The sequence below is a fragment of the Pseudomonas sp. V88_4 genome (assembly GCF_029967985.1).
In the GTDB taxonomy this organism is placed as follows: Bacteria; Pseudomonadota; Gammaproteobacteria; order Pseudomonadales; family Pseudomonadaceae; genus Aquipseudomonas; species Aquipseudomonas glycinae.
The window spans coordinates 16,046-39,658 of the sequence record NZ_JASCAF010000042.1 but is presented as its reverse complement, the minus strand read 5'-3'; the positions used below and the strand labels follow the sequence as shown (position 1 = coordinate 39,658).

Annotated in this window: 35 protein-coding genes; 1 reads left to right on the top strand and 34 read right to left on the bottom strand. The window is 55.9% G+C overall.

What is annotated here, in order from left to right:
• The first annotated feature begins 47 nt into the window (after window positions 1-47).
• Window positions 48-2,882, top strand: coding sequence for an excinuclease ABC subunit UvrA (gene uvrA, locus QLG12_RS18625; RefSeq protein WP_011336165.1), 2,835 nt, complete (start codon window positions 48-50; stop codon window positions 2,880-2,882).
• Window positions 2,883-2,947: 65 nt separating this feature from the next.
• On the opposite strand, the gene bfr is transcribed toward uvrA, so the two are convergent.
• The 34 genes from bfr to rpsL all read right to left on the bottom strand — a co-directional run bounded on the left by bfr (window position 2,948) and on the right by rpsL (window position 23,435).
• Window positions 2,948-3,415, bottom strand: coding sequence for a bacterioferritin (gene bfr, locus QLG12_RS18620; protein WP_064382244.1), 468 nt, complete (start codon window positions 3,413-3,415; stop codon window positions 2,948-2,950).
• Window positions 3,416-3,565: 150 nt separating this feature from the next.
• Window positions 3,566-5,020 (bottom strand): catalase, encoded by a 1,455-nt coding sequence (locus QLG12_RS18615; protein ID WP_197870115.1) that lies wholly within the window; start codon window positions 5,018-5,020, stop codon window positions 3,566-3,568.
• A 238-nt stretch (window positions 5,021-5,258) separates the two neighbouring features.
• Window positions 5,259-5,645: a 50S ribosomal protein L17 gene (rplQ, locus tag QLG12_RS18610; RefSeq protein ID WP_007955635.1), complete on the bottom strand. Its 387-nt coding sequence runs from the start codon at window positions 5,643-5,645 to the stop codon at window positions 5,259-5,261.
• A gap of 42 nt (window positions 5,646-5,687) precedes the next feature.
• Window positions 5,688-6,689, bottom strand: a complete 1,002-nt coding sequence (rpoA, locus tag QLG12_RS18605; protein WP_003186012.1) for a DNA-directed RNA polymerase subunit alpha — start codon at window positions 6,687-6,689, stop codon at window positions 5,688-5,690.
• Between the two features lie 26 nt (window positions 6,690-6,715).
• Complete coding sequence (gene rpsD / locus QLG12_RS18600; protein WP_011336168.1) at window positions 6,716-7,336, bottom strand: 30S ribosomal protein S4; 621 nt, start codon at window positions 7,334-7,336, stop codon at window positions 6,716-6,718.
• A gap of 18 nt (window positions 7,337-7,354) precedes the next feature.
• Complete coding sequence (gene rpsK / locus QLG12_RS18595; protein WP_002555466.1) at window positions 7,355-7,744, bottom strand: 30S ribosomal protein S11; 390 nt, start codon at window positions 7,742-7,744, stop codon at window positions 7,355-7,357.
• A gap of 30 nt (window positions 7,745-7,774) precedes the next feature.
• Complete coding sequence (rpsM, locus tag QLG12_RS18590) at window positions 7,775-8,131, bottom strand: 30S ribosomal protein S13 (protein ID WP_009045849.1); 357 nt, start codon at window positions 8,129-8,131, stop codon at window positions 7,775-7,777.
• Window positions 8,132-8,261: 130 nt separating this feature from the next.
• Window positions 8,262-8,378 carry a 50S ribosomal protein L36 gene (gene rpmJ, locus QLG12_RS18585; protein ID WP_002555468.1) on the bottom strand — a complete coding sequence of 39 codons (117 nt, stop codon included), beginning with the start codon at window positions 8,376-8,378 and terminating at the stop codon, window positions 8,262-8,264.
• Window positions 8,379-8,405: 27 nt separating this feature from the next.
• On the bottom strand, window positions 8,406-9,734 hold the full coding sequence (gene secY / locus QLG12_RS18580; RefSeq protein ID WP_003228718.1) for a preprotein translocase subunit SecY: 1,329 nt from the start codon (window positions 9,732-9,734) through the stop codon (window positions 8,406-8,408).
• Window positions 9,735-10,172: a 50S ribosomal protein L15 gene (rplO, locus tag QLG12_RS18575; protein ID WP_003228720.1), complete on the bottom strand. Its 438-nt coding sequence runs from the start codon at window positions 10,170-10,172 to the stop codon at window positions 9,735-9,737.
• A 3-nt stretch (window positions 10,173-10,175) separates the two neighbouring features.
• Complete coding sequence (gene rpmD / locus QLG12_RS18570) at window positions 10,176-10,352, bottom strand: 50S ribosomal protein L30 (protein ID WP_003176408.1); 177 nt, start codon at window positions 10,350-10,352, stop codon at window positions 10,176-10,178.
• 2 nt (window positions 10,353-10,354) lie between these two features.
• Entirely contained in the window at window positions 10,355-10,855 is a 501-nt protein-coding gene (gene rpsE / locus QLG12_RS18565; RefSeq protein ID WP_007955637.1) for a 30S ribosomal protein S5, read from the bottom strand.
• A gap of 3 nt (window positions 10,856-10,858) precedes the next feature.
• Entirely contained in the window at window positions 10,859-11,209 is a 351-nt protein-coding gene (rplR, locus tag QLG12_RS18560; protein ID WP_003186037.1) for a 50S ribosomal protein L18, read from the bottom strand.
• A 10-nt stretch (window positions 11,210-11,219) separates the two neighbouring features.
• Window positions 11,220-11,753, bottom strand: coding sequence for a 50S ribosomal protein L6 (gene rplF, locus QLG12_RS18555; protein WP_065259511.1), 534 nt, complete (start codon window positions 11,751-11,753; stop codon window positions 11,220-11,222).
• Window positions 11,754-11,765: 12 nt separating this feature from the next.
• The gene (gene rpsH, locus QLG12_RS18550) at window positions 11,766-12,158 is read right to left on the bottom strand and encodes a 30S ribosomal protein S8 (protein ID WP_011336171.1); all 393 of its coding nucleotides are present in this window, start codon (window positions 12,156-12,158) and stop codon (window positions 11,766-11,768) included.
• 208 nt (window positions 12,159-12,366) lie between these two features.
• A complete protein-coding gene (rpsN, locus tag QLG12_RS18545) occupies window positions 12,367-12,672 on the bottom strand; it encodes a 30S ribosomal protein S14 (protein ID WP_007955639.1) in 306 nt (101 codons plus the stop codon).
• A gap of 13 nt (window positions 12,673-12,685) precedes the next feature.
• The gene (gene rplE, locus QLG12_RS18540; RefSeq protein WP_003210069.1) at window positions 12,686-13,225 is read right to left on the bottom strand and encodes a 50S ribosomal protein L5; all 540 of its coding nucleotides are present in this window, start codon (window positions 13,223-13,225) and stop codon (window positions 12,686-12,688) included.
• Between the two features lie 20 nt (window positions 13,226-13,245).
• Window positions 13,246-13,560, bottom strand: a complete 315-nt coding sequence (rplX, locus tag QLG12_RS18535; RefSeq protein ID WP_003186046.1) for a 50S ribosomal protein L24 — start codon at window positions 13,558-13,560, stop codon at window positions 13,246-13,248.
• Window positions 13,561-13,571: 11 nt separating this feature from the next.
• Window positions 13,572-13,940 (bottom strand): 50S ribosomal protein L14, encoded by a 369-nt coding sequence (rplN, locus tag QLG12_RS18530; protein ID WP_002555479.1) that lies wholly within the window; start codon window positions 13,938-13,940, stop codon window positions 13,572-13,574.
• Between the two features lie 23 nt (window positions 13,941-13,963).
• Window positions 13,964-14,230 (bottom strand): 30S ribosomal protein S17, encoded by a 267-nt coding sequence (gene rpsQ / locus QLG12_RS18525; protein ID WP_003194644.1) that lies wholly within the window; start codon window positions 14,228-14,230, stop codon window positions 13,964-13,966.
• Window positions 14,231-14,232: 2 nt separating this feature from the next.
• Window positions 14,233-14,424 carry a 50S ribosomal protein L29 gene (rpmC, locus tag QLG12_RS18520; protein ID WP_002555481.1) on the bottom strand — a complete coding sequence of 64 codons (192 nt, stop codon included), beginning with the start codon at window positions 14,422-14,424 and terminating at the stop codon, window positions 14,233-14,235.
• On the bottom strand, window positions 14,424-14,837 hold the full coding sequence (gene rplP, locus QLG12_RS18515; protein ID WP_003228729.1) for a 50S ribosomal protein L16: 414 nt from the start codon (window positions 14,835-14,837) through the stop codon (window positions 14,424-14,426). The genes rpmC and rplP overlap by 1 nt, the downstream gene beginning before the upstream one ends.
• A gap of 12 nt (window positions 14,838-14,849) precedes the next feature.
• The gene (gene rpsC, locus QLG12_RS18510) at window positions 14,850-15,536 is read right to left on the bottom strand and encodes a 30S ribosomal protein S3 (protein WP_003176422.1); all 687 of its coding nucleotides are present in this window, start codon (window positions 15,534-15,536) and stop codon (window positions 14,850-14,852) included.
• 13 nt (window positions 15,537-15,549) lie between these two features.
• Window positions 15,550-15,882: a 50S ribosomal protein L22 gene (rplV, locus tag QLG12_RS18505; protein ID WP_003103908.1), complete on the bottom strand. Its 333-nt coding sequence runs from the start codon at window positions 15,880-15,882 to the stop codon at window positions 15,550-15,552.
• An 11-nt stretch (window positions 15,883-15,893) separates the two neighbouring features.
• Window positions 15,894-16,169: a 30S ribosomal protein S19 gene (gene rpsS / locus QLG12_RS18500; RefSeq protein WP_011336172.1), complete on the bottom strand. Its 276-nt coding sequence runs from the start codon at window positions 16,167-16,169 to the stop codon at window positions 15,894-15,896.
• A gap of 16 nt (window positions 16,170-16,185) precedes the next feature.
• The gene (gene rplB / locus QLG12_RS18495) at window positions 16,186-17,010 is read right to left on the bottom strand and encodes a 50S ribosomal protein L2 (RefSeq protein ID WP_003186055.1); all 825 of its coding nucleotides are present in this window, start codon (window positions 17,008-17,010) and stop codon (window positions 16,186-16,188) included.
• Window positions 17,011-17,024: 14 nt separating this feature from the next.
• Entirely contained in the window at window positions 17,025-17,324 is a 300-nt protein-coding gene (gene rplW / locus QLG12_RS18490; protein ID WP_002555488.1) for a 50S ribosomal protein L23, read from the bottom strand.
• Window positions 17,321-17,923 (bottom strand): 50S ribosomal protein L4, encoded by a 603-nt coding sequence (gene rplD, locus QLG12_RS18485; protein ID WP_003228735.1) that lies wholly within the window; start codon window positions 17,921-17,923, stop codon window positions 17,321-17,323. The genes rplW and rplD overlap by 4 nt, the downstream gene beginning before the upstream one ends.
• 12 nt (window positions 17,924-17,935) lie before the next feature.
• Window positions 17,936-18,571, bottom strand: a complete 636-nt coding sequence (rplC, locus tag QLG12_RS18480) for a 50S ribosomal protein L3 (protein ID WP_007955641.1) — start codon at window positions 18,569-18,571, stop codon at window positions 17,936-17,938.
• 80 nt (window positions 18,572-18,651) lie between these two features.
• Window positions 18,652-18,963: a 30S ribosomal protein S10 gene (gene rpsJ / locus QLG12_RS18475; RefSeq protein WP_003186070.1), complete on the bottom strand. Its 312-nt coding sequence runs from the start codon at window positions 18,961-18,963 to the stop codon at window positions 18,652-18,654.
• A 157-nt stretch (window positions 18,964-19,120) separates the two neighbouring features.
• A complete protein-coding gene (tuf, locus tag QLG12_RS18470) occupies window positions 19,121-20,314 on the bottom strand; it encodes an elongation factor Tu (RefSeq protein WP_010220303.1) in 1,194 nt (397 codons plus the stop codon).
• Window positions 20,315-20,345: 31 nt separating this feature from the next.
• The gene (fusA, locus tag QLG12_RS18465) at window positions 20,346-22,451 is read right to left on the bottom strand and encodes an elongation factor G (RefSeq protein ID WP_085712351.1); all 2,106 of its coding nucleotides are present in this window, start codon (window positions 22,449-22,451) and stop codon (window positions 20,346-20,348) included.
• Window positions 22,452-22,481: 30 nt separating this feature from the next.
• Window positions 22,482-22,955: a 30S ribosomal protein S7 gene (rpsG, locus tag QLG12_RS18460; protein ID WP_007957592.1), complete on the bottom strand. Its 474-nt coding sequence runs from the start codon at window positions 22,953-22,955 to the stop codon at window positions 22,482-22,484.
• Between the two features lie 108 nt (window positions 22,956-23,063).
• Window positions 23,064-23,435 (bottom strand): 30S ribosomal protein S12, encoded by a 372-nt coding sequence (gene rpsL, locus QLG12_RS18455; RefSeq protein ID WP_003186084.1) that lies wholly within the window; start codon window positions 23,433-23,435, stop codon window positions 23,064-23,066.
• Window positions 23,436-23,613: the final 178 nt, after the last annotated feature.

Sequence of the window (23,613 nt, the reverse complement as noted above, 5' to 3'; positions counted from 1 at the left end):
TTGGCCGTATACTCCTGTGTTTTCGACGCCCGCCGAGCGAGGCCATTTTGGACAAGATCCTGATTCGTGGGGCCCGCACCCACAACCTGAAGAACATCGACCTGACCCTGCCACGGGACAAACTGATCGTCATCACCGGCCTGTCCGGATCCGGCAAGTCGTCCCTGGCTTTCGACACGCTGTACGCCGAAGGTCAGCGCCGCTATGTCGAATCCCTGTCGGCCTATGCCCGGCAGTTCCTGTCGATGATGGAAAAACCCGACGTCGACACCATCGAAGGCCTGTCGCCGGCGATCTCCATCGAACAGAAGTCGACCTCGCACAACCCGCGCTCCACGGTCGGCACTATCACCGAAATCTACGACTACCTGCGTCTGCTTTATGCGCGCGTCGGTACGCCACGCTGCCCGGATCACGACATCCCGCTGGAAGCCCAGACCGTCAGCCAGATGGTCGACCTGGTGCTGGCACAGCCGGAAGGCAGCAAGCTGATGCTGCTGGCGCCGGTGATCCGCGAGCGCAAGGGCGAGCACCTGTCGGTGTTCGAAGAGCTGCGCGCCCAGGGCTTCGTCCGGGCCCGGGTCAACGGTCGGCTCTGCGAGCTGGACGAACTGCCGAAACTGGATAAACAGAAGAAACATACGATCGAAGTGGTGGTCGACCGCTTCAAGGTTCGCGCCGACCTGCAGCAGCGTCTGGCGGAATCCTTCGAAACCGCACTGAAGCTGGCCGACGGCATCGCCCTGGTTGCGCCGATGGACGACGAGCCGGGCGAAGAGATGATCTTTTCTGCGCGCTTCGCCTGCCCGATCTGCGGCCACGCAATCAGCGAGCTGGAACCCAAGCTGTTTTCCTTCAACAACCCGGCCGGCGCCTGCCCGACCTGCGACGGTCTGGGAGTGAAGCAGTTTTTCGACATCAAGCGACTGGTCAACGGTGATTTGACCCTGGCCGAAGGCGCGATCCGTGGCTGGGACAGGCGCAACGTCTATTACTTCCAGATGCTCGGCTCATTGGCCGCGCATTATGGTTTCAGCCTGGAGCAGCCGTTCAACGAGCTGCCGGCCGATCAACAGAAATACATCCTGCACGGCAGTGGCTCGCAGAACGTCGATTTCAAATACCTCAACGACCGGGGCGACATCGTCAAACGCTCGCACCCGTTCGAAGGCATCGTGCCGAATCTGGAGCGCCGCTACCGCGAAACCGAATCGGCGAGCGTGCGCGAAGAACTGGCGAAGTTCCTCAGCACCCAGTCCTGCCCGGATTGCCGTGGCACCCGCCTGCGTCGCGAAGCGCGACACGTGTGGGTCGGCGAGAAAACCCTGCCGGCGGTGACCAACCTGCCGATCGGCGACGCCTGCGATTACTTCGGCGCGTTGAAAATGACCGGCCGCCGTGGCGAAATCGCCGACAAGATTCTCAAGGAAATTCGCGAGCGCCTGCAGTTTCTGGTCAACGTCGGCCTGGACTATCTGTCGCTGGATCGCAGTGCCGATACCCTGTCCGGCGGTGAGGCGCAGCGGATTCGTCTGGCCAGTCAGATCGGCGCGGGCCTGGTGGGTGTTCTGTACATCCTCGACGAGCCGTCCATTGGCCTGCACCAGCGCGACAACGATCGGCTGCTCGGCACCCTCAAGCACCTGCGTGACATCGGCAACACGGTGATTGTGGTCGAGCACGATGAAGACGCGATCCGTCTCGCTGACTACGTAGTGGATATCGGCCCGGGTGCCGGCGTTCATGGCGGGCAGATCGTCGCCGAAGGCACGCCGGACGAAGTCATGGCGCACCCGGATTCGCTGACCGGCAAATACCTGTCGGGCCGGGTCAAGATCGAAGTACCGGCCAAGCGCACGCCGCGTAACAAGAAGCAGGTGCTGTCGCTCAAGGGCGCGCGGGGCAACAACCTGCGCAACGTCGACCTGGAAATCCCGATCGGCCTGCTGACCTGTGTGACCGGTGTCTCCGGCTCGGGCAAATCGACGTTGATCAACAATACGCTGTTCCCTTTGAGCGCCACGGCACTCAATGGCGCGACCACCCTGGAAGCGGCAGCTCATGACAGCATCAAGGGCCTGGAGCATCTGGACAAGGTCGTCGACATCGACCAGAGCCCGATCGGTCGTACGCCACGCTCCAACCCGGCGACCTATACCGGGCTGTTCACGCCAATCCGCGAGCTGTTCGCCGGCGTACCCGAGTCCCGCTCCCGTGGTTATGGCCCTGGACGTTTCTCGTTTAACGTCAAGGGCGGACGTTGCGAGGCTTGCCAGGGCGACGGTCTGATCAAGGTGGAAATGCACTTCCTGCCGGACATCTACGTCCCGTGCGACGTGTGCAAGAGCAAGCGCTACAACCGCGAAACCCTGGAGATCAAATACAAGGGCAAGAACATCCACGAAACCCTCGAGATGACCATCGAGGAAGCGCGCGAGTTCTTCGACGCGGTGCCGGCGCTGGCGCGCAAACTGCAAACGCTGATGGATGTGGGGCTGTCGTACATCAAGCTCGGGCAGTCGGCTACCACGCTGTCCGGGGGGGAAGCCCAGCGGGTCAAGTTGTCCCGCGAGCTGTCCAAACGCGATACCGGCAAAACCCTGTACATCCTCGATGAGCCGACCACCGGCCTGCATTTCGCGGATATCCAGCAACTGCTCGACGTACTGCATCGCCTGCGCGACCACGGCAACACCGTGGTGGTGATCGAGCACAACCTCGACGTGATCAAGACCGCCGACTGGCTGGTGGATCTTGGCCCCGAGGGTGGTTCGAAGGGTGGACAGATCATTGCCACCGGTACGCCTGAGGAAGTGGCCGAGATGAAGCAATCTCACACCGGTCACTATCTCAAGCCGCTGTTGATTCGCGATCGGGCCTGATTGCCGGGCATGAAAAAGCCCCTGTCACTTCCTCAGTGACAGGGGCTTTTTTGTATCAATTGCAATCAGGACGCGTGGGACTGCAGATAGTTCTGGATACCGATCAGCTTGATCAGGCCCAACTGCTTTTCAAGCCAGTAGGTGTGATCTTCTTCGGTGTCATTGAGCTGAACCCGCAGGATCTCGCGACTGACATAGTCGCCGTGCTGTTCACACAGTTCGATGCCCTTGCACAGCGCGGCGCGCACCTTGTATTCAAGGCGCAGATCCGCTTCGAGCATGGTTTGCACCGTAGTGCCGACATCCAGATCATCCGGGCGCATGCGCGGAGTGCCTTCGAGCATCAGAATCCGGCGCATCAGCGCATCGGCGTGGCCGGCCTCCTCTTCCATCTCGTGGTTGATTCGTTCGTAGAGCTTGGTGAATCCCCAGTCCTCATACATCCGCGAGTGAACAAAATATTGGTCACGCGCGGCCAGTTCGCCGGTCAGCAACGTGTTGAGGTAATCGATAACGTCTGGGTGGCCTTGCATCGCCCTACATCTCCCTGCTTGAAAGTCTGTAGTTTGAACCAACCTGACTGGAAGGTCACTCACTTCGCGCAATAAAAGCGAAGATATTCTGAGAAAACCAGCCTAAATGACGCAAAAAACCGCCCTAATGAGGGCGGTTCTGCTTCTCGTTTAGACTTCGTTAAGCTGTACGTTGAGCAGCTTTGCGATTGCTTCTCCGTACGCCGGGTCGGCCTTGTAGAAATGCTGCAACTGACGGTCGATCACATCACTTGAAACACCCGCCATAGCACCGGCGATGTTGCTGACCAGCAACGCCTTCTGCTCATCGCTCATCAAGCGGAACAGCGCACCGGCGTGGCTGTAGTAGTCGGTGTCTTCGCGGTGATCGTAGCGATCAGCCGCACCACTCAAGGCCAGCGCAGGTTCAGCGTAATGCGGCGCCTGTTTCGGCGACTCCACGTAGCTGTTGGGCTCGTAATTAGGCGCCGCTCCACCATTGCTGCCGAATGCCATCGAACCGTCGCGCTGATAAGTATTCACCGGACTGCGCGGGGCGTTCACCGGTAATTGCTGGTGATTGGTACCGACGCGATAGCGATGCGCATCCGCGTAGGCAAACACGCGACCTTGCAGCATGCGATCCGGCGACAGGCCTACGCCGGGCACCATGTTGCTCGGACCGAACGCAGCTTGCTCAACTTCGGCAAAGTAGTTGAGCGGATTACGGTTCAGCTCCAACTCACCCACCTCGATCAGTGGAAACTCCTTCTGCGACCAGGTCTTGGTCACGTCGAACGGATTCTCGTAGTGAGCAGCGGCCTGGGCCTCGGTCATGATCTGAATGCATACGCGCCATTTCGGGAAGTCACCACGCTCGATGGCTTCGAACAGATCACGCTGTGCGTAATCGGGATCAGTGCCCGCCAGACGCGCCGCATCTGCCGGCGCAAGGTTCTTTATCCCTTGCTTGGTCTTGTAGTGCCATTTCACCCAGTGACGCTCGCCTTTAGCGTTGATCAGGCTGTAGGTGTGACTGCCGAAGCCGTGCATGTGGCGATAGCCGTCCGGAATGCCGCGATCGGAGAACAGGATCGTGACCTGGTGCAGTGCCTCAGGCGAATGCGACCAGAAGTCCCACATCATCTGCGCGCTTTTCAGATTGCTTTGCGGCAGGCGCTTCTGGGTGTGGATAAAGTCAGGAAACTTTAGCGGATCGCGAATGAAGAACACCGGCGTGTTGTTGCCAACGATGTCCCAGTTGCCTTCTTCGGTATAGAACTTGAGGGCGAAGCCTCGCGGATCGCGCTCGGTGTCGGCCGAACCACGCTCACCACCGACCGTGGAGAAACGCAGGAAGGTCGGCGTCTGCTTGCCGACAGCAGAGAACAGTTTAGCGCTGGTGTACTGCGTAATGTCGCGAGTGACCGTGAAAGTGCCGTATGCGCCCGAACCCTTGGCGTGTACACGACGCTCAGGAATGTTTTCCCGGTTGAAGTGAGCAAGCTTCTCGATCAAGTGGAAATCATCGAGCAGCAACGGACCACGAGGACCGGCGGAGCGAGAGTTCTGGTTATCGGCGACAGGTGCGCCACTGGCGGTCGTAAGCGTCTTGTTCTGGCTCATGCGATCTTCTTCCTCTATCGGTCTTGAACTGCCGGCTAATCGGCTTGTTGGGGAGTATCGATCATCAATATGACAGCCACAAATTCATTAACTTATGGTCAGCAATAGATAAAAACTAACGATAAATCCCCGCACATAGTGCAGACCCAAACAGGGTAGAAGCTTGTACGAACAGCGCATTTCTTACAGCCACAAAAAACCGGGCACTAGGCCCGGTTCCTTGTTTCAGACTGATGTCTTACTCAGCGGATACAGCTTCACCGCCGACAGCACGATCAACCAGCTCGACGTACGCCATAGGCGCGTTGTCGCCAGCGCGGAAACCGCACTTGAGGATGCGCAGGTAGCCACCCTCACGGGTAGCGTAACGCTTGCCCAGGTCGTTGAAGAGCTTACCAACGATAGCTTTCGAACGAGTACGGTCGAAAGCCAGACGACGGTTAGCAACGCTGTCTGTCTTGGCCAGAGTGATCAGCGGCTCGGCAACGCGGCGCAGTTCTTTGGCTTTTGGCAGAGTAGTTTTGATCAGCTCGTGCTCGAACAGCGACACCGCCATGTTCTGGAACATGGCCTTGCGGTGCGAGCTGGTGCGGCTCAGGTGACGCCCACTTTTACGATGACGCATGGTTCATTCCTTACCAAACACTACGTTCGGTGATTACGACGATCAGGCAGTCGCCTTGTCGTCCTTCTTAAGACTTGCAGGCGGCCAGTTGTCGAGGCGCATGCCGAGGGACAGACCGCGGGAGGCCAGAACGTCCTTGATTTCGGTCAAGGATTTCTTGCCCAGGTTCGGAGTCTTCAACAGCTCTACTTCGGTACGCTGAATCAGGTCGCCGATGTAGTAGATGTTTTCCGCCTTAAGGCAGTTAGCCGAACGTACAGTCAGTTCCAGATCGTCAACCGGGCGAAGCAGGATCGGATCGATCTCGTCTTCCTGCTCGACAACCACTGGCTCACTGTCACCCTTGAGGTCGACGAACGCAGCCAACTGCTGTTGCAGGATGGTTGCAGCACGACGGATAGCCTCTTCAGGATCCAGAGTACCGTTGGTTTCCAGATCAATAACCAGCTTGTCCAGGTTGGTACGCTGCTCGACACGGGCGTTTTCCACCACGTATGCGATACGGCGAACCGGGCTGAACGAAGAGTCGAGCTGCAAGCGACCGATGCTGCGGCTTTCGTCTTCATCGCTCTGACGCGAGTCGGCTGGTTCATAACCACGACCACGAGCTACGGTGAGCTTCATGTTCAGGGCGCCGTTAGACGCCAGGTTAGCGATTACGTGATCGGGATTAACGATCTCGACATCATGATCCAGCTGAATATCGGCAGCGGTAACCACCCCCGAACCCTTCTTCGACAAGGTCAGCGTAACTTCGTCACGACCGTGCAGCTTGATGGCCAGACCTTTAAGGTTCAACAGGATTTCAATTACGTCTTCCTGTACACCTTCGATGGCGCTGTACTCGTGGAGCACACCGTCAATCTCGGCCTCGACTACTGCGCAGCCGGGCATTGAGGACAACAGGATGCGGCGCAGCGCGTTGCCCAGGGTGTGGCCAAAACCACGCTCGAGAGGCTCGAGAGTGATCTTGGCGCGGGTTGGACTGACAACCTGCACATCAATGTGGCGGGGTGTCAGGAACTCATTTACCGAAATCTGCATGGATGCACCTATTTTCTAGCCCTTACTTACTTGGAGTAGAGCTCGACAATCAGGCTTTCGTTGATGTCGGCGGACAGATCACTGCGAGCAGGAACGTTCTTGAAAACGCCCGACTTCTTCTCAGCATCTACCTCTACCCATTCTACGCGACCACGTTGGGCGCACAGCTCGAGAGCTTGGACAATGCGAAGTTGGTTCTTTGCCTTCTCGCGAACAGCAACCACGTCACCAGCACGAACCTGGTAGGACGGAACGTTTACGGTCTGACCGTTAACGCTGATCGACTTGTGCGATACCAGCTGACGGGATTCGGCACGAGTCGAACCGAAGCCCATACGGTATACAACGTTGTCCAGACGGCATTCGAGCAGTTGCAGCAGGTTTTCACCGGTTGCACCTTTCTTGCTGGCAGCAGCCTTGTAGTAGCCGCTGAACTGACGCTCGAGAACGCCGTAGATACGACGGACCTTCTGCTTTTCGCGCAGTTGGGTGCCGTAATCGGACTGGCGACCGCGGCGTTGGCCGTGGATACCAGGTGCTGCTTCAATGTTGCACTTCGATTCGATCGCGCGCACGCCGCTCTTCAGGAAGAGATCGGTGCCTTCGCGACGAGCGAGTTTGCATTTTGGACCAATGTAACGAGCCATTCTTTACAATCTCCTGGATTACACGCGGCGCTTCTTCGGCGGACGGCACCCGTTGTGCGGGATTGGCGTCACGTCGGTGATGCTGGCGATCTTGTAGCCACAGCCGTTCAAAGCGCGGACTGCGGATTCACGACCTGGACCTGGGCCCTTGACGTTCACGTCGAGGTTTTTCAGGCCGTATTCCAGCGCAGCTTGACCAGCACGTTCAGCGGCTACCTGAGCAGCGAACGGGGTGGACTTGCGGGAACCGCGGAAACCCGAACCACCGGAGGTAGCCCAGGAAAGAGCGTTACCTTGACGGTCGGTGATGGTCACGATGGTGTTGTTAAAAGAGGCATGGATGTGGGCGATGCCATCAACCACTGTCTTTTTAACTTTTTTACGAGGACGAGCAGCAGGTTTTGCCATGATTAAATTCCTGTCGATTCGCTGGGGCGATTACTTGCGGATCGGCTTACGCGGACCTTTACGGGTACGCGCGTTGGTCTTGGTACGCTGACCGCGTACTGGCAGACCACGACGATGACGCAGACCGCGATAGCAACCGAGGTCCATCAAGCGCTTGATTTTCATGTTGATTTCGCGACGCAGGTCACCTTCAGTGGTGAACTTCGCCACTTCGCCACGCAGCTGTTCAATCTGCTCGTCGCTCAGATCCTTGATCTTTGCGGCTGGGTTTACCCCAGTCTCTGCACAGATCTTCTGTGCAGTAGTGCGACCAACACCATAGATGTAGGTCAGCGAGATAACAGTATGCTTGTTATCTGGAATGTTAACGCCTGCAATACGGGCCATTCAGTGGGACTCCAATTGACAGCTACCTACGCCCCGGAAGCCAAGAAATAGGGCGCGAGATAATATCGCTGTAATAACAAATAATCAACCCGGTAGCGCACTAGCTACCGGGCTTGAAGCACAATCACACTCAGCCTTGGCGCTGTTTGTGACGCGGTTCCGCGCTGCAAATTACTCGAACAACACCTTCGCGGCGAATAATCTTGCAGTTACGGCACAGCTTTTTCACCGATGCACGAACTTTCATCACCAACTCCTCGAACCTTATGGGTACTCAGCGCAACATGCCGCTGCCGTAACCCTTCAGGTTGGCTTTCTTCATCAGGGATTCGTACTGGTGCGAAACGAGGTGCGATTGTACTTGGGACATGAAGTCCATCACAACCACGACCACGATCAGCAACGAGGTCCCGCCAAGGTAGAACGGAACGTTTGCTGCAACCACCAGGAACTGGGGCAACAAGCACACGGCCGTCATGTAAAGAGCACCGAACATGGTCAAGCGAGTCAGAACGCCATCAATATAGCGTGCGGACTGCTCACCTGGACGGATGCCCGGAATAAAGGCACCGGACTTCTTCAGGTTTTCCGCTACGTCTTTCGGATTGAACATCAACGCCGTATAGAAGAAGCAGAAGAAAATAATCCCTGCACTAAACAGCAGAATATTCAACGGCTGACCAGGAGCGATCGACTGCGAGATGTCCTGCAACCAGCCCATACCTTCAGACTGACCAAACCAGGCACCCAACGAAGCCGGGAACAGCAAAATGCTGCTCGCGAAAATAGCCGGAATAACGCCGGCCATGTTCACCTTCAGCGGCAAGTGGCTTGTCTGTGCAGCAAAAACCTTGCGGCCCTGCTGACGCTTGGCGTAGTGAACAGCGATACGACGCTGACCACGCTCAATGAAGACCACGAAACCGATAATCGCTACTGCCAGCAAACCGATGGCAACCAAGGCGAAGATGTTGATATCGCCCTGACGCGCAGACTCGAAAGACTGCCCGATTGCTCTCGGAAGACCGGCGACGATACCCGAAAAAATCAACATCGAGATACCGTTGCCTACACCACGCTCAGTAATCTGCTCACCCAGCCACATCATGAACATCGCGCCAGCCACAAACGTGGAAACCGCGACGAAATGGAAGCCAAAGTCACCAGTGAACGCAACGCCCTGCCCCGCCAGACCAATGGACATGCCAATGGCCTGAACGAGAGCGAGGACGACGGTGCCGTAGCGGGTGTACTGGCTGATCTTGCGACGGCCAGCTTCACCTTCCTTCTTCAACTGCTCCAGCTGCGGGCTGACGGCGGTCATCAACTGCATGATGATCGATGCCGAAATGTACGGCATGATCCCCAACGCAAAGATGCTCATCCGCTCCAGCGCGCCGCCGGAAAACATGTTGAACAAGCTAAGAATGGTCCCCTCATTCTGTCGAAACAGGTCTGCGAGTCGGTCCGGGTTGATACCTGGAACCGGGATGTGTGCGCCTATTCGGTAGACGATAATCGCCAGGAACAGAAAACGCAGACGAGCCCAAAGTTCAGACATACCGCCTTTGCCGAGCGCAGAGAGAGCACCTTGCTTAGCCATTTATTCCTCGAACTTGCCGCCAGCTGCTTCGATAGCCGCACGCGCACCTTTGGTGGCGCCGATTCCCTTGCCGATAGTGACAGCGCGAGTCACTTCACCGGACAGCATGATTTTCACACGCTGTACGTTGACGTTGATCACGTTGGCATCTTTCAGGGACTGCACGGTGACGATGTCGCCTTCCACTTTAGCCAGCTCGGACAGACGCACTTCTGCGCGATCCATAGCCTTCAGGGAAACGAAACCGAACTTCGGCAGGCGACGATGCAGCGGCTGTTGACCGCCTTCAAAGCCTGGAGCAATGGTGCCACCGGAGCGGGAAGTCTGACCTTTGTGACCACGGCCACCAGTCTTACCCAAACCACTACCGATACCACGGCCCGGACGATGCTTTTCGCGACGGGAACCCGGCGCTGGACTCAGATCATTGAGTTTCATCGATTAACCCTCGACACGCAGCATGTAGTAAGCCTTGTTGATCATCCCGCGATTCTCGGGAGTATCCTGGACTTCTACAGTGTGACCGATGCGACGCAGACCCAGACCCTTAACGCACAGTTTGTGGTTAGGGATGCGGCCGGTCATGCTTTTGATCAGCGTAACTTTAACGGTAGCCATGATTACTTGATCTCCTCAACACGCAGACCACGTTTGGCTGCAATGGATTCAGGAGACTGCATAGCCTTCAGACCCTTGAAAGTGGCGTGAACCACGTTTACAGGGTTAGTCGAGCCGTAGCACTTGGCCAGAACGTTCTGAACGCCAGCAACTTCGAGGACAGCACGCATAGCGCCGCCAGCGATGATACCGGTACCTTCAGAAGCAGGCTGCATGTACACCTTCGAAGCGCCATGAGCAGACTTCATTGCGTACTGCAGAGTGGTGCCGTTCAGATCAACCTGGATCATGTTGCGGCGAGCAGCTTCCATTGCCTTCTGGATCGCAGCAGGCACTTCACGCGACTTGCCACGGCCGAAGCCAACACGCCCTTTACCATCACCAACCACGGTCAACGCGGTGAAAGTGAAGATACGGCCGCCTTTTACGGTTTTGGCTACGCGGTTAACTTGAACCAGCTTCTCGATGTAGCCTTCGTCGCGCTTTTGGTCGTTATTTGACATAACTTAGAACTCCAGCCCAGCTTCACGAGCAGCATCAGCCAGCGCTTTAACGCGGCCGTGGTACTTGAAGCCAGAGCGGTCGAAAGCCACCTGCGAGACGCCAGCGGCCTTAGCACGCGTAGCGACCAGCTGGCCAACCTTAGTGGCCGCGTCGATGTTGCCAGTGGCGCCATCACGCAGTTCTTTATCCAAAGTCGAGGCGCTTGCCAGGACTTTGTTGCCGTCGGCCGAAATGACCTGGGCGTAGATGTGCTGCGAAGAGCGGAACACGCAGAGACGCACGACTTCGAGTTCGTGCATTTTCAGGCGTGCTTTGCGAGCGCGACGCAGTCGAGTAACTTTTTTGTCGGTCATTTGCTATGCCCTACTTCTTCTTGGCTTCTTTACGACGGACGACTTCGTCCGCGTAGCGCACACCTTTGCCTTTGTACGGCTCTGGTGGACGGAAGTCGCGGATCTCGGCGGCCACTTGACCTACCAGCTGCTTGTCGATGCCCTTGATCAGGATATCGGTCTGGCTAGGAGTCTCAGCGGTGATGCCTTCCGGCAGTTCGTAATCCACTGGGTGCGAGAAGCCAAGAGCCAGGTTCAGCACCTGACCTTTTGCTTGCGCTTTGTAACCAACACCGACCAGCTGGAGCTTGCGCTCGAAGCCTTGGCTTACGCCTTGGACCATGTTGTTTACCAACGCACGAGTGGTACCGGCCATTGCGCGAGTCTGCTGATCGCCATTGCGAGCAGCAAAACGCAGCTCACCGGCTTCTTCAACGATCTCAACGGACGAATGGACGTTCAGTTCAAGAGTACCCTTGGCACCCTTCACCGAAAGCTGTTGGCCTGCGAATTTTACTTCGACACCGGCTGGCAGCTTAACGGGGTTCTTAGCGACGCGAGACATGCTTATCCCCCCTTAGAACACAGTGCAAAGAACTTCGCCGCCGACACCGGCAGCGCGCGCAGCACGATCAGTCATCACACCTTTGTTGGTGGAGACGATAGACACGCCGAGACCGCCACGTACTTTTGGCAGTTCTTCGACGGACTTGTACTGACGCAGGCCTGGACGGCTAACGCGCTTGACTTCTTCGATAACCGGACGGCCTTCGAAATATTTCAGCTCGATAGACAGCAGTGGTTTGGTTTCGCTGCTGATCTGATAACCCGCGATGTAACCTTCGTCCTTCAGGACTTTGGCTACAGCCACCTTCAACGTGGAAGAAGGCATGCTTACGACGGACTTTTCAGCCATCTGGGCATTACGGATTCGAGTTAGCATGTCCGCTAACGGGTCCTGCATACTCATGGGCTAGACGCTCCTAATACAGAAAAATTAGCCTTGCGGCTACTACTTGTCGCCGAGAAACTCCGGGCAGAAAAACACGGGCTCAGGCGAGCCGGTCATTCTAGACACACCCCAGAAATGAATCAAGCCCCAAAAGGGGCTTGATTCATGTTCAAGGTCACCGATGGTCAGGTTCTTGCGAGCCCGACCATCAAGACTTTGACAGCTTTTACCAGCTGGCTTTAACCAGACCTGGAACGTCACCACGCATTGCCGCTTCACGCAGCTTGTTACGGCCCAGGCCGAACTTGCGGTAAACGCCGTGCGGACGACCAGTCAGGCGGCAGCGGTTACGCATGCGCGAAGCGCTTGCATCACGTGGCTGCTTCTGCAGAGCTACGGTAGCTTCCCAACGCGCTTCTGGACTTGCGTTCAGATCGACGATGATAGCTTTAAGCGCTGCACGCTTGACGGCGTACTTGGCAACGGTGAGCTGACGCTTCAGCTCACGGTTTTTCATGCTCTTCTTGGCCATTTTCCTACTCCAATCAGTTGCGGAACGGGAATTTGAAAGCACGCAGCAGAGCGCGGCCTTCATCATCGTTCTTGGCAGTGGTGGTCAGGGTAATGTCCAGACCGCGGAGAGCATCGATCTTGTCGTAGTCGATTTCCGGGAAAATGATCTGCTCTTTCACGCCCATGCTGTAGTTACCACGACCATCGAAGGACTTGGCATTCAGGCCGCGGAAGTCGCGAACCCGAGGCAGGGAGATCGACAGCAGACGATCCAGGAACTCGTACATACGCTCACGGCGCAGGGTCACTTTGACGCCGATCGGCCAACCTTCACGGACTTTGAAGCCAGCGATGGATTTGCGAGCGTAGGTCACAACGACTTTCTGGCCGGTGATCTTTTCCAGGTCAGCAACAGCGTGCTCGATGACTTTTTTGTCGCCGATCGCTTCGCCCAGACCCATGTTCAGGGTGATTTTGGTAACGCGCGGAACTTCCATCACGTTCGAAAGCTTAAGTTCTTCCTTAAGTTTCGGAGCGATTTCCTTCCGGTAAATCTCTTTTAGTCGTGCCATGGTCTTCTACCTAGCAGTGTTCAAGCATCAACCGCTTTTTGGGTCGACTTGAAGACACGAATTTTCTTACCGTCTTCTACTTTGAAACCAACGCGGTCAGCCTTGTTGGTTTCGCCATTGAAGATGGCGACGTTGGAAGCGTGCAGTGGCGCTTCTTTCTCGACGATACCGCCCTGTACGCCCGACATCGGGTTAGGCTTGGTATGACGCTTGACCAGGTTCAGACCACCAACAACCAGACGGTTGTCAGCAAGAACCTTCAGCACCTTACCGCGCTTACCTTTGTCTTTGCCGGCGATCACGATGATCTCGTCGTCACGACGAATCTTTTGCATGTCGGATCTCCTTACAGCACTTCTGGGGCGAGCGAGACGATCTTCATGAACTTCTCAGTACGAAGCTCACGGGTCACTGGCCCAAAGATACGGGTGCCGATCGGCTCTTGCTTGTTGTTCAGAAGAACAGCAGCGTTGCCATCAAAGCGGATAATGGAGCCATCAGCACGACGTACGCCGTGACGAGTGCGGACTACAACAGCAGTCATCACTTGGCCTTTTTTCACCTTACCGCGAGGAATTGCTTCCTTCACGGTAACTTTGATGATGTCACCGATACCAGCGTAACGACGATGGGAGCCACCCAGCACCTTGATGCACATAACACGGCGAGCGCCGCTGTTATCGGCCACATCGAGCATGGATTGAGTCTGAATCATATAATTTCTCCGACCCCTAGCCCTTAGACTTCCACAGCGCGTTCGAGAACATCAACCAGCGCCCAAGACTTGGTCTTGGCCATCGGACGAGTTTCACGAATAGTGACTTTGTCGCCGATATGGCACTGATTGGTTTCGTCGTGCGCGTGCAGCTTAGTCGAACGCTTAACGTATTTACCGTAGATCGGGTGCTTAACGCGACGCTCGATCAGAACGGTGATGGTTTTGTCCATCTTGTCGCTGACAACACGGCCAGTCAGCGTACGGACAGTTTTTTCGGCTTCAGCCATGATCACTTACCTGCCTGCTGGTTGAGCACAGTCTTCACGCGAGCGATGTCACGCTTAACTTGCGAGAGCAGATGAGACTGCCCCAACTGGCCAGTTGCTTTCTGCATGCGCAGATTGAACTGGTCGCGCAGCAAGCCGAGCAGTTGCTCGTTCAGCTGCTGTGCGGATTTTTCACGAAGTTCATTCGCTTTCATCACATCACCGTCCGTTTAACAAAGGAGGTGGCGAGCGGCAGCTTTGCAGCAGCCAGGGCGAAAGCCTCACGCGCCAGCTCTTCAGAAACACCCTCGATTTCATACAGGACTTTGCCTGGCTGAATCTGGGCAACCCAGTACTCCACGTTACCCTTACCTTTACCCATACGAACCTCGAGAGGCTTTTTGGAGATCGGCTTGTCCGGGAATACACGGATCCAGATCTTGCCGCCACGTTTTACGTGACGGGTCAGAGCACGACGCGCTGACTCGATCTGACGAGCGGTGAGACGACCACGAGCTACAGACTTCAGCGCGAACTCGCCGAAGCTGACTTTGCTACCGCGCAGTGCCAGACCACGGTTGTGGCCGGTCATCTGCTTGCGGAACTTCGTACGCTTAGGTTGCAACATTTGGCGTACCCCTTACTTAGCAGCTTTTTTACGAGGCGCTGGTGCTTGTGGCTTCAGCTCTTCTTGGCGACCACCAATTACTTCGCCTTTGAAGATCCAAACCTTTACACCGATCACACCGTAAGTGGTGTGAGCTTCGTAGTTGGCATAGTCGATGTCGGCACGCAGGGTGTGCAGTGGCACACGACCTTCGCGATACCATTCAGTACGTGCGATTTCAGCACCGCCGAGACGACCGCTCACTTGGATTTTGATGCCTTTGGCACCAATGCGCATGGCGTTCTGTACAGCGCGCTTCATGGCGCGACGGAACATTACACGACGCTCCAGCTGCTGAGCTACGCTCTGCGCAACCAGCATACCGTCGAGCTCCGGCTTGCGGATCTCTTCGATATTGATGTGCACAGGCACACCCATTTGCTTGGTCAGGTCCTGACGCAGTTTCTCAACATCTTCACCTTTCTTCCCGATAACGATACCTGGACGAGCGGTGTGGATGGTGATGCGTGCAGTTTGGGCCGGACGATGGATATCGATACGGCTTACGGACGCGCTTTTTAGTTTGTCTTGGAGGTATTCACGCACCTTCAGATCAGCGAACAAGTAGTCCGCATAAGTCCGACCGTCTGCGTACCAGACGGAGGTGTGCTCCTTGACGATTCCCAGGCGAATGCCAATGGGATGTACTTTCTGACCCATCTCTTCGACTCCGTTACTTGTCAGCAACCTTGACAGTGATATGGCAAGACCGCTTGACGATGCGATCAGCACGGCCTTTGGCACGTGGCATGATGCGCTTCAGCGAACGCCCTTCGTTGACGAAAACGGTGCTGACCTTCAGGTCATCAACGTCTGCGCCTTCGTTATGCTCGGCGTTGGCTACGGCCGACTCCAGCACTTTTTTCATGATCTCGGCGGCTTTCTTACTGCTGAAAGCCAACAGGTTGAGCGCTTCGCCCACCTTCTTCCCGCGGATCTGGTCGGCGACCAAGCGGGCTTTCTGGGCGGAGATTCGAGCGCCCGACAACTTAGCGGCTACTTCCATTTCCTTACCCCTTAACGCTTGGCTTTCTTGTCTGCCACGTGCCCGCGATAGTTGCGGGTACCGGCGAACTCGCCCAGTTTGTGGCCGACCATGTCTTCGTTTACGAGAACTGGGACGTGCTGACGACCGTTGTGTACTGCGATGGTCAGACCGACCATTTGTGGCAGGATCATCGAACGACGCGACCAAGTCTTAATTGGTTTGCGATCGTTCTTTTCCGCCGCCACTTCGATCTTCTTCAGTAGGTGAAGATCAATAAAAGGACCTTTTTTCAGAGAACGTGGCACTGTCGTATCCCTCTATTTACTTGCGACGACGGACGATCATTTTGTCGGTACGCTTATTACCACGAGTCTTCGCGCCCTTAGTCGGGAAGCCCCATGGCGATACCGGATGACGACCACCAGAGGTACGACCTTCACCACCACCATGTGGGTGGTCAACCGGGTTCATGGCAACACCACGAACGGTTGGGCGAACGCCACGCCAGCGCTTGGCACCAGCTTTACCCAGCGAACGCAGGCTGTGCTCGGAGTTCGAGACTTCGCCCAGGGTCGCACGGCACTCAGCCAGTACTTTACGCATTTCACCGGAACGCAGACGCAGGGTCACGTAAACGCCTTCACGAGCGATCAGCTGAGCCGAAGCACCAGCGGAACGAGCGATTTGTGCGCCCTTACCTGGCTTCAGTTCGATGCCGTGTACGGTGCTACCAACTGGAATGTTGCGCAGTTGCAGAGCGTTGCCCGGCTTGATCGGCGCCAGAGCACCTGCGATCAGCTGGTCGCCAGCGCTCACGCCTTTAGGGGCGATGATGTAGCGACGCTCGCCATCTGCGTACAGCAGCAGAGCGATGTGAGCAGTACGGTTTGGATCGTATTCGATACGCTCGACAGTGGCAGCGATGCCATCTTTGTCGTTGCGACGGAAGTCGACCAGACGATAATGCTGCTTATGACCACCACCAATGTGACGAGTGGTAATACGGCCATTGTTGTTACGACCACCAGACTTCGATTTTTTCTCGAGCAGCGGTGCGTGAGGAGCGCCTTTATGCAGCTCCTGGTTGACCACCTTGACCACAAAACGGCGGCCAGGGGAAGTCGGTTTGCATTTAACGATTGCCATGATGCACCCCTTCCTTACTCAGCACTGCTGCTGAAATCGAGATCTTGGCCTGGCTGAAGGGAGATAACTGCCTTCTTCCAGTCATTACGCTTGCCCAGACCGCGAGCGGTGCGCTTGCTCTTACCCAGAACGTTCAGGGTAGTAACACGCTCAACTTTCACGCTGAACAGGCTTTCGACGGCCTTCTTGATTTCCAGCTTGGTTGCGTCAGTAGCAACCTTGAAAACGAACTGGCCTTTCTTGTCTGCCAGAACCGTAGCCTTCTCGGAAACGTGCGGGCCAAGCAGAACTTTAAATACGCGTTCCTGGTTCATCCCAGCAGCTCCTCGAATTTCTTCACGGCCGACACGGTGATCAACACCTTGTCGTATGCGATCAGACTAACTGGATCGGAACCTTGCACGTCACGTACATCTACGTGCGGCAGGTTGCGAGCAGCCAGGTACAGGTTCTGATCAACAGCGTCCGACACGATCAGAACATCGGTCAGGCTCATGTTGTTCAGTTTGCCCAGCAGGTCTTTGGTTTTCGGAGTTTCAACTGCGAAATCCTGAACCACGACCAGACGATCAGTACGCACCAGCTCAGCAAGGATGGAACGCATTGCTGCGCGGTACATCTTCTTGTTCAGCTTCTGGGAGTGATCCTGTGGACGAGCTGCGAAAGTGGTGCCGCCGCCGCGCCAGATTGGGCTACGGATAGTACCGGCACGAGCACGGCCAGTACCTTTCTGACGCCATGGGCGCTTACCGCCACCACGAACGTCGGAACGGGTCTTTTGCTGCTTGCTACCTTGACGGCCGCCGGCCATGTAGGCCACGACTGCTTGGTGAACCAGCGTCTCGTTGAATTCGCCGCCAAATGTCAGTTCGGAAACTTCGATCGCTTGAGCGTCATTTACATTTAATTGCATGTCAGCTTCCCCTTAACCGCGAGCCTTGGCTGCTGGACGTACAACCAGGTTGCCGCCAGTAGCGCCAGGAACAGCACCCTTGACCAGCAACAGATTGCGTTCAGCGTCCACGCGCACTACTTCCAGGGACTGCACGGTCACGCGCTCAGCGCCCATATGACCGGACATTTTTTTGCCCTTGAATACACGACCAGGAGTCTGGCACTGGCCGATAGAGCCTGGGACGCGGTGGGATACGGAGTTACCGTGGGTGTTATCTTGCCCGCGGAAATTCCAACGCTTGATCGTACCCTGGAAGCCTTTACCTTTGGACTGACCGGTTACATCAACCAGTTGACCAGCAGCGAAGATTTCAGCGTTGATCAGATCGCCGGCCTGGTACTCGCCTTCTTCAAGGCGGAATTCCATTACGGTACGACCAGCGGCAACGTTCGCCTTGGCGAAGTGGCCAGCCTGAGCAGCTGTTACACGGGAAGCACGACGCTCGCCGACAGTGACTTGCACTGCACGATAGCCATCGGTTTCTTCAGTTTTGAACTGGGTGACGCGATTCGGCTCGATCTCAATGACCGTGACCGGAATGGAGACACCTTCTTCGGTGAAAATACGGGTCATACCCGCTTTACGACCGACTACACCAATAGTCATGTTGTAAACCTCATGAGTGTACGGGGCTTTCACCCGCTATGGCCGCCCATTTCAGAGCGTTACACGACCAAGACCGAGTCTTAGCCGAGGCTGATCTGCACTTCCACACCGGCCGCAAGATCAAGCTTCATAAGTGCATCAACGGTTTTATCCGTTGGCTGGACGATATCCAGAACGCGCTTATGAGTGCGGATCTCGTACTGGTCACGCGCGTCTTTGTTGACGTGCGGGGAAACCAGAACAGTGAACCGCTCTTTACGGGTAGGCAGTGGAATTGGACCACGCACTTGAGCACCAGTACGTTTCGCGGTTTCCACGATTTCCTGGGTTGATTGGTCGATCAGGCGATGGTCAAAAGCCTTCAACCTGATACGGATTTGCTGATTTTGCATTGGATTTCAGACTCCGGCTGCTATTCCCACCGGGCGCAATACGCCCGTTAAAAGGAGGCGCAATTCTATAGACGCCCCAGATAGGTGTCAACCCAATAAAAAAGCCCCCGCTAAGCGGGGGCTTTTTCAACTCATCAAAGCTGACTCAATAAAGAGATCACTCGATGATTTTAGCTACGACGCCAGCACCTACGGTACGGCCGCCTTCACGGATTGCGAAACGCAGACCGTCTTCCATCGCGATGGTTTTGATCAGGGTAACAGTCATCTGAATGTTGTCACCTGGCATTACCATTTCAACGCCTTCTGGCAGCTCGCAGTTACCGGTCACGTCAGTAGTACGGAAGTAGAACTGTGGACGGTAGCCTTTGAAGAACGGAGTGTGACGGCCGCCTTCTTCCTTGCTCAGAACGTAAACTTCTGCGGTGAATTTGGTGTGCGGCTTAACCGAACCCGGCTTAACCAGAACCTGACCACGCTCAACGTCGTCACGCTTGGTGCCACGCAGCAGAACGCCGCAGTTCTCGCCAGCACGACCTTCGTCCAGCAGCTTGCGGAACATCTCAACACCGGTGCAGGTGGTGGTGGTGGTGTCACGCAGACCAACGATTTCCAGGGCGTCTTGAACGCGAACAATACCGCGCTCGATACGACCAGTCACAACAGTACCGCGACCCGAGATCGAGAACACGTCTTCGATTGGCATCAGGAATGGCTTGTCGATAGCACGCTCTGGCTCTGGGATGTAGCTGTCCAGAGTTTCCACCAGCTTCTTAACAGCGGTGGTGCCCATTTCGTTGTCGTCTTTGCCTTCCAGCGCCATACGAGCCGAACCGATGATGATCGGAGTGTCGTCGCCTGGGAAGTCGTAGGTGGACAGCAGGTCGCGAACTTCCATCTCAACCAATTCCAGCAGCTCAGCGTCGTCTACCAGGTCAGCCTTGTTCAGGAAAACCACGATGTACGGAACGCCTACCTGACGGGACAGCAGGATGTGCTCACGGGTTTGTGGCATCGGACCATCAGCGGCCGAGCAAACCAGGATCGCGCCGTCCATCTGCGCAGCACCAGTGATCATGTTCTTCACGTAGTCAGCGTGACCTGGGCAGTCAACGTGAGCGTAGTGACGAATGTTCGAGTTGTACTCAACGTGCGCGGTGTTGATGGTGATACCGCGAGCTTTTTCTTCTGGAGCGCTGTCGATCTTGTCGAATTCAACTACGGCCGAACCGAAAACTTCGGAGCAGACGCGAGTCAGAGCAGCGGTCAGAGTAGTTTTACCGTGGTCAACGTGGCCGATGGTGCCAACGTTTACGTGCGGTAGGGAACGATCAAATTTTTCTTTAGCCACGACAATTAACTCCTAGCCTAAAGGGGCTGAATCAGCCTTGTTTTTTGGTAACGGATTCGACGATGTGCGACGGAGCCGTATCGTATTTTTTGAATTCCATAGAGTAGCTTGCGCGACCCTGGGACATGGAACGAACGTCGGTCGCATAACCGAACATCTCACCCAGTGGAACTTCGGCACGGATAACCTTGCCGGACACTGTGTCTTCCATACCCTGGATCATGCCGCGACGACGGTTAAGGTCGCCCATCACATCACCCATATAGTCTTCAGGCGTAACAACCTCTACCGCCATGATCGGCTCGAGCAACTCACCACCGCCCTTCTGGGCCAGTTGCTTGGTCGCCATGGAAGCAGCCACTTTAAACGCCATCTCGTTGGAGTCGACGTCGTGGTAAGAACCATCGAACACGGTAGCCTTCAGGCCGATCAGCGGATAGCCGGCAACAACGCCGTTCTTCATCTGCTCTTCGATACCCTTCTGGATAGCCGGGATGTATTCCTTAGGAACCACACCACCCACTACTTCGTTCAGGAATTGCAGACCTTCCTGACCTTCGTCAGCAGGAGCAAAGCGAATCCAGCAGTGACCGAACTGGCCACGACCGCCGGACTGACGAACGAACTTGCCTTCGATTTCGCAGTTCTTCGTGATGCGCTCACGGTACGAAACCTGTGGCTTGCCGATGTTGGCTTCGACGTTGAACTCACGGCGCATCCGATCAACAAGGATGTCCAGGTGCAGCTCGCCCATGCCGGAGATGATCGTCTGACCAGTCTCTTCATCAGTCTTAACGCGGAAAGACGGGTCTTCCTGAGCAAGTTTGCCCAGAGCGATACCCATTTTTTCCTGGTCATCCTTGGTCTTAGGCTCTACGGCAACCGAAATAACCGGCTCCGGAAAGTCCATGCGAACCAAGATGATTGGCTTGTCAGCGTTGCAGAGGGTTTCACCAGTGGTGACGTCCTTCATGCCGATCAGGGCCGCGATGTCGCCAGCGCGCACTTCCTTGATCTCTTCACGGGCGTTTGCGTGCATTTGCACCATACGACCCACGCGCTCTTTCTTGCCTTTAACCGAGTTGATCACGCCGTCGCCGGAGTTCAACACGCCCGAGTAAACACGGACGAAGGTCAAGGTACCCACGAATGGGTCAGTAGCGATCTTGAACGCCAGGGCCGCGAACGGCTCGTCGTCGCTTGCATGACGCTCCATCTCTTCTTCCTCGTTATCAGGGTTGGAACCCTTGATAGCAGGAATGTCGGTTGGAGCAGGCAGGAAGTCGATAACGGCGTCGAGAACCAGGGGAACGCCCTTGTTCTTGAACGAAGAACCGCAAACAGCCAGAACGATTTCGCCGGCGATAGTACGCTGACGCAGAGCAGCCTTGATCTCGGCGATCGACAGCTCTTCACCTTCCAGGTACTTGTTCATCAGCTCTTCACTGGCTTCAGCCGCAGCTTCAACCATGTTGCTGCGCCATTCAGTGGCCAGCTCGAGCATGTCCGCAGGGATTTCCTTGCGGACCGGAACCATACCCTTGTCAGAGTCGTTCCAGTAAACAGCTTGCATGTTGATCAGGTCGATCTGGCCCTGGAAGTTATCTTCCGAACCGATAGCCAGCTGAATCGGCACCGGAGTGTGACCCAGACGCTGCTTGATCTGACCGATCACGCGCAGGAAGTTGGCGCCAGCACGGTCCATCTTGTTTACGTAAACAAGACGTGGAACGCCGTATTTGTTGGCTTGACGCCATACGGTTTCCGACTGAGGCTCAACACCCGAAGTACCGCAGAACACAACGACCGCGCCGTCGAGTACGCGCAGGGAACGCTCTACTTCAATGGTGAAGTCTACGTGGCCCGGGGTATCGATTACGTTGAAGCGATGCTCGTGTGGGTACTGCTTCTCGGAACCTTTCCAGAAGGCGGTAATGGCAGCAGAAGTAATGGTAATACCACGCTCCTGCTCCTGAACCATCCAGTCTGTGGTCGCGGCGCCGTCGTGCACCTCGCCCATTTTGTGACTTTTGCCAGTGTAAAAAAGGACGCGCTCGGTGGTGGTGGTTTTACCAGCATCCACGTGAGCGACGATACCGATGTTACGGTAGCGACTAATCGGAGTAGTACGAGCCATAAAGCCCTCGCAAAATTAGTGAAGCTAAAATTAGAAGCGGTAGTGCGAGAAAGCTTTGTTAGCTTCGGCCATACGGTGCACGTCTTCACGCTTCTTAACAGCAGCACCTTTACCTTCAGCAGCATCCAGCAGTTCGCCAGCCAAGCGCAGAGCCATAGACTTCTCGCCGCGCTTGCGGGCGAAGTCTACCAACCAGCGCATTGCCAGAGCGTTACGACGGGACGGACGAACCTCGACCGGAACCTGGTAAGTAGCACCACCAACGCGGCGCGACTTCACTTCGACCAGCGGAGCGATGGCGTCGAGTGCTTTTTCGAAGAGTTCCAGGGGATCGGTGCCGGTCTTGCGAGCCGCAACGGTTTCCAGGGCACCATAAACGATACGCTCGGCAACGGCTTTCTTGCCGCTCTCCATAACGTGGTTCATGAATTTGGCGAGGATTTGGCTTCCGTATTTCGGATCGTCCAGAATCTCACGCTTTGCTGCTACGCGACGTCTTGGCATTGATAAGCCCTCAAACGGTCTTCAGGTTAGCTCGGGACAGATCCAGTGGATGCGCGCCCGACCTTACTCTTATCGACTCAATAAAATGAAAATCTGCAAAACGGCCGATTACTTCGGACGCTTGGTACCGTACTTCGAACGACCCTGGTTACGGCCTTTAACGCCGGAAGTATCCAAGGAGCCGCGAACGGTGTGGTAACGAACACCTGGCAAGTCTTTTACACGACCGCCGCGGATCAGTACCACGCTGTGCTCTTGCAGGTTGTGGCCTTCACCACCGATGTACGAGGAAACCTCGAAACCGTTGGTCAGACGCACACGGCATACTTTACGCAGTGCCGAGTTAGGTTTTTTCGGCGTAGTGGTGTACACACGGGTGCACACGCCACGACGTTGCGGGCAGTTCTGCAGCGCAGGCACGTCGGATTTCTCGACGATACGCTTACGCGGCTGACGTACCAGCTGGTTGATAGTTGCCATCTACTAGCTCCACTGTTGTCTTGCGACGCTATTGTCTTGCAAGAAAAGCAAAATGGCAGGAACGAATTCCCGCCAAATTTAGGGGATCAAGAGTCTAAAGAGGATCTTGCCCCCAGTCAAGGCAAGGCCCCGACCTCCCCGCTCGTCGAACCTCGACAAATTGTCTCGATTCGATGAA

Bases quoted from the DNA above. Each gene is read 5' to 3' on its own strand.
- rpmC (WP_002555481.1), bottom strand. From the start codon at position 14,424: ATGAAAGCGAATGAACTTCGTGAAAAATCCGCACAGCAGCTGAACGAG.
- rplF (WP_065259511.1), bottom strand. From the start codon at position 11,753: ATGTCTCGCGTCGCTAAGAACCCCGTTAAGCTGCCAGCCGGTGTCGAA.
- rpsC (WP_003176422.1), bottom strand. From the start codon at position 15,536: ATGGGTCAGAAAGTACATCCCATTGGCATTCGCCTGGGAATCGTCAAG.
- rpsL (WP_003186084.1), bottom strand. From the start codon at position 23,435: ATGGCAACTATCAACCAGCTGGTACGTCAGCCGCGTAAGCGTATCGTC.
- QLG12_RS18615 (WP_197870115.1), bottom strand. From the start codon at position 5,020: ATGAGCCAGAACAAGACGCTTACGACCGCCAGTGGCGCACCTGTCGCC.
- rpmD (WP_003176408.1), bottom strand. From the start codon at position 10,352: ATGGCTACCGTTAAAGTTACGCTGATCAAAAGCATGACCGGCCGCATC.
- rpsE (WP_007955637.1), bottom strand. From the start codon at position 10,855: ATGTCAAATAACGACCAAAAGCGCGACGAAGGCTACATCGAGAAGCTG.
- rplC (WP_007955641.1), bottom strand. From the start codon at position 18,571: ATGACTATTGGTGTAGTCGGTCGTAAAGCGGGTATGACCCGTATTTTC.
- rpsH (WP_011336171.1), bottom strand. From the start codon at position 12,158: ATGAGTATGCAGGACCCGTTAGCGGACATGCTAACTCGAATCCGTAAT.
- rplX (WP_003186046.1), bottom strand. From the start codon at position 13,560: ATGCAAAAGATTCGTCGTGACGACGAGATCATCGTGATCGCCGGCAAA.
- rpsN (WP_007955639.1), bottom strand. From the start codon at position 12,672: ATGGCCAAGAAGAGCATGAAAAACCGTGAGCTGAAGCGTCAGCTCACC.
- rplO (WP_003228720.1), bottom strand. From the start codon at position 10,172: ATGAAACTCAATGATCTGAGTCCAGCGCCGGGTTCCCGTCGCGAAAAG.
- rplR (WP_003186037.1), bottom strand. From the start codon at position 11,209: ATGACCGACAAAAAAGTTACTCGACTGCGTCGCGCTCGCAAAGCACGC.
- rplQ (WP_007955635.1), bottom strand. From the start codon at position 5,645: ATGCGTCATCGTAAAAGTGGGCGTCACCTGAGCCGCACCAGCTCGCAC.
- rplE (WP_003210069.1), bottom strand. From the start codon at position 13,225: ATGGCACGACTAAAAGAGATTTACCGGAAGGAAATCGCTCCGAAACTT.
- fusA (WP_085712351.1), bottom strand. From the start codon at position 22,451: ATGGCTCGTACTACTCCGATTAGTCGCTACCGTAACATCGGTATCGTC.
- rplB (WP_003186055.1), bottom strand. From the start codon at position 17,010: ATGGCAATCGTTAAATGCAAACCGACTTCCCCTGGCCGCCGTTTTGTG.
- rplW (WP_002555488.1), bottom strand. From the start codon at position 17,324: ATGAACCAGGAACGCGTATTTAAAGTTCTGCTTGGCCCGCACGTTTCC.
- rplP (WP_003228729.1), bottom strand. From the start codon at position 14,837: ATGTTGCAACCTAAGCGTACGAAGTTCCGCAAGCAGATGACCGGCCAC.
- rpoA (WP_003186012.1), bottom strand. From the start codon at position 6,689: ATGCAGATTTCGGTAAATGAGTTCCTGACACCCCGCCACATTGATGTG.
- rpsM (WP_009045849.1), bottom strand. From the start codon at position 8,131: ATGGCCCGTATTGCAGGCGTTAACATTCCAGATAACAAGCATACTGTT.
- rplD (WP_003228735.1), bottom strand. From the start codon at position 17,923: ATGCAATTAAATGTAAATGACGCTCAAGCGATCGAAGTTTCCGAACTG.
- rplV (WP_003103908.1), bottom strand. From the start codon at position 15,882: ATGGAAGTAGCCGCTAAGTTGTCGGGCGCTCGAATCTCCGCCCAGAAA.
- rpsQ (WP_003194644.1), bottom strand. From the start codon at position 14,230: ATGGCTGAAGCCGAAAAAACTGTCCGTACGCTGACTGGCCGTGTTGTC.
- secY (WP_003228718.1), bottom strand. From the start codon at position 9,734: ATGGCTAAGCAAGGTGCTCTCTCTGCGCTCGGCAAAGGCGGTATGTCT.
- rplN (WP_002555479.1), bottom strand. From the start codon at position 13,940: ATGATTCAGACTCAATCCATGCTCGATGTGGCCGATAACAGCGGCGCT.
- rpsD (WP_011336168.1), bottom strand. From the start codon at position 7,336: ATGGCTCGTTACATTGGTCCAAAATGCAAACTCGCTCGTCGCGAAGGC.
- rpmJ (WP_002555468.1), bottom strand. From the start codon at position 8,378: ATGAAAGTTCGTGCATCGGTGAAAAAGCTGTGCCGTAACTGCAAGATT.
- bfr (WP_064382244.1), bottom strand. From the start codon at position 3,415: ATGCAAGGCCACCCAGACGTTATCGATTACCTCAACACGTTGCTGACC.
- rpsJ (WP_003186070.1), bottom strand. From the start codon at position 18,963: ATGCAAAATCAGCAAATCCGTATCAGGTTGAAGGCTTTTGACCATCGC.
- rpsK (WP_002555466.1), bottom strand. From the start codon at position 7,744: ATGGCAAAACCTGCTGCTCGTCCTCGTAAAAAAGTTAAAAAGACAGTG.
- rpsG (WP_007957592.1), bottom strand. From the start codon at position 22,955: ATGCCAAGACGTCGCGTAGCAGCAAAGCGTGAGATTCTGGACGATCCG.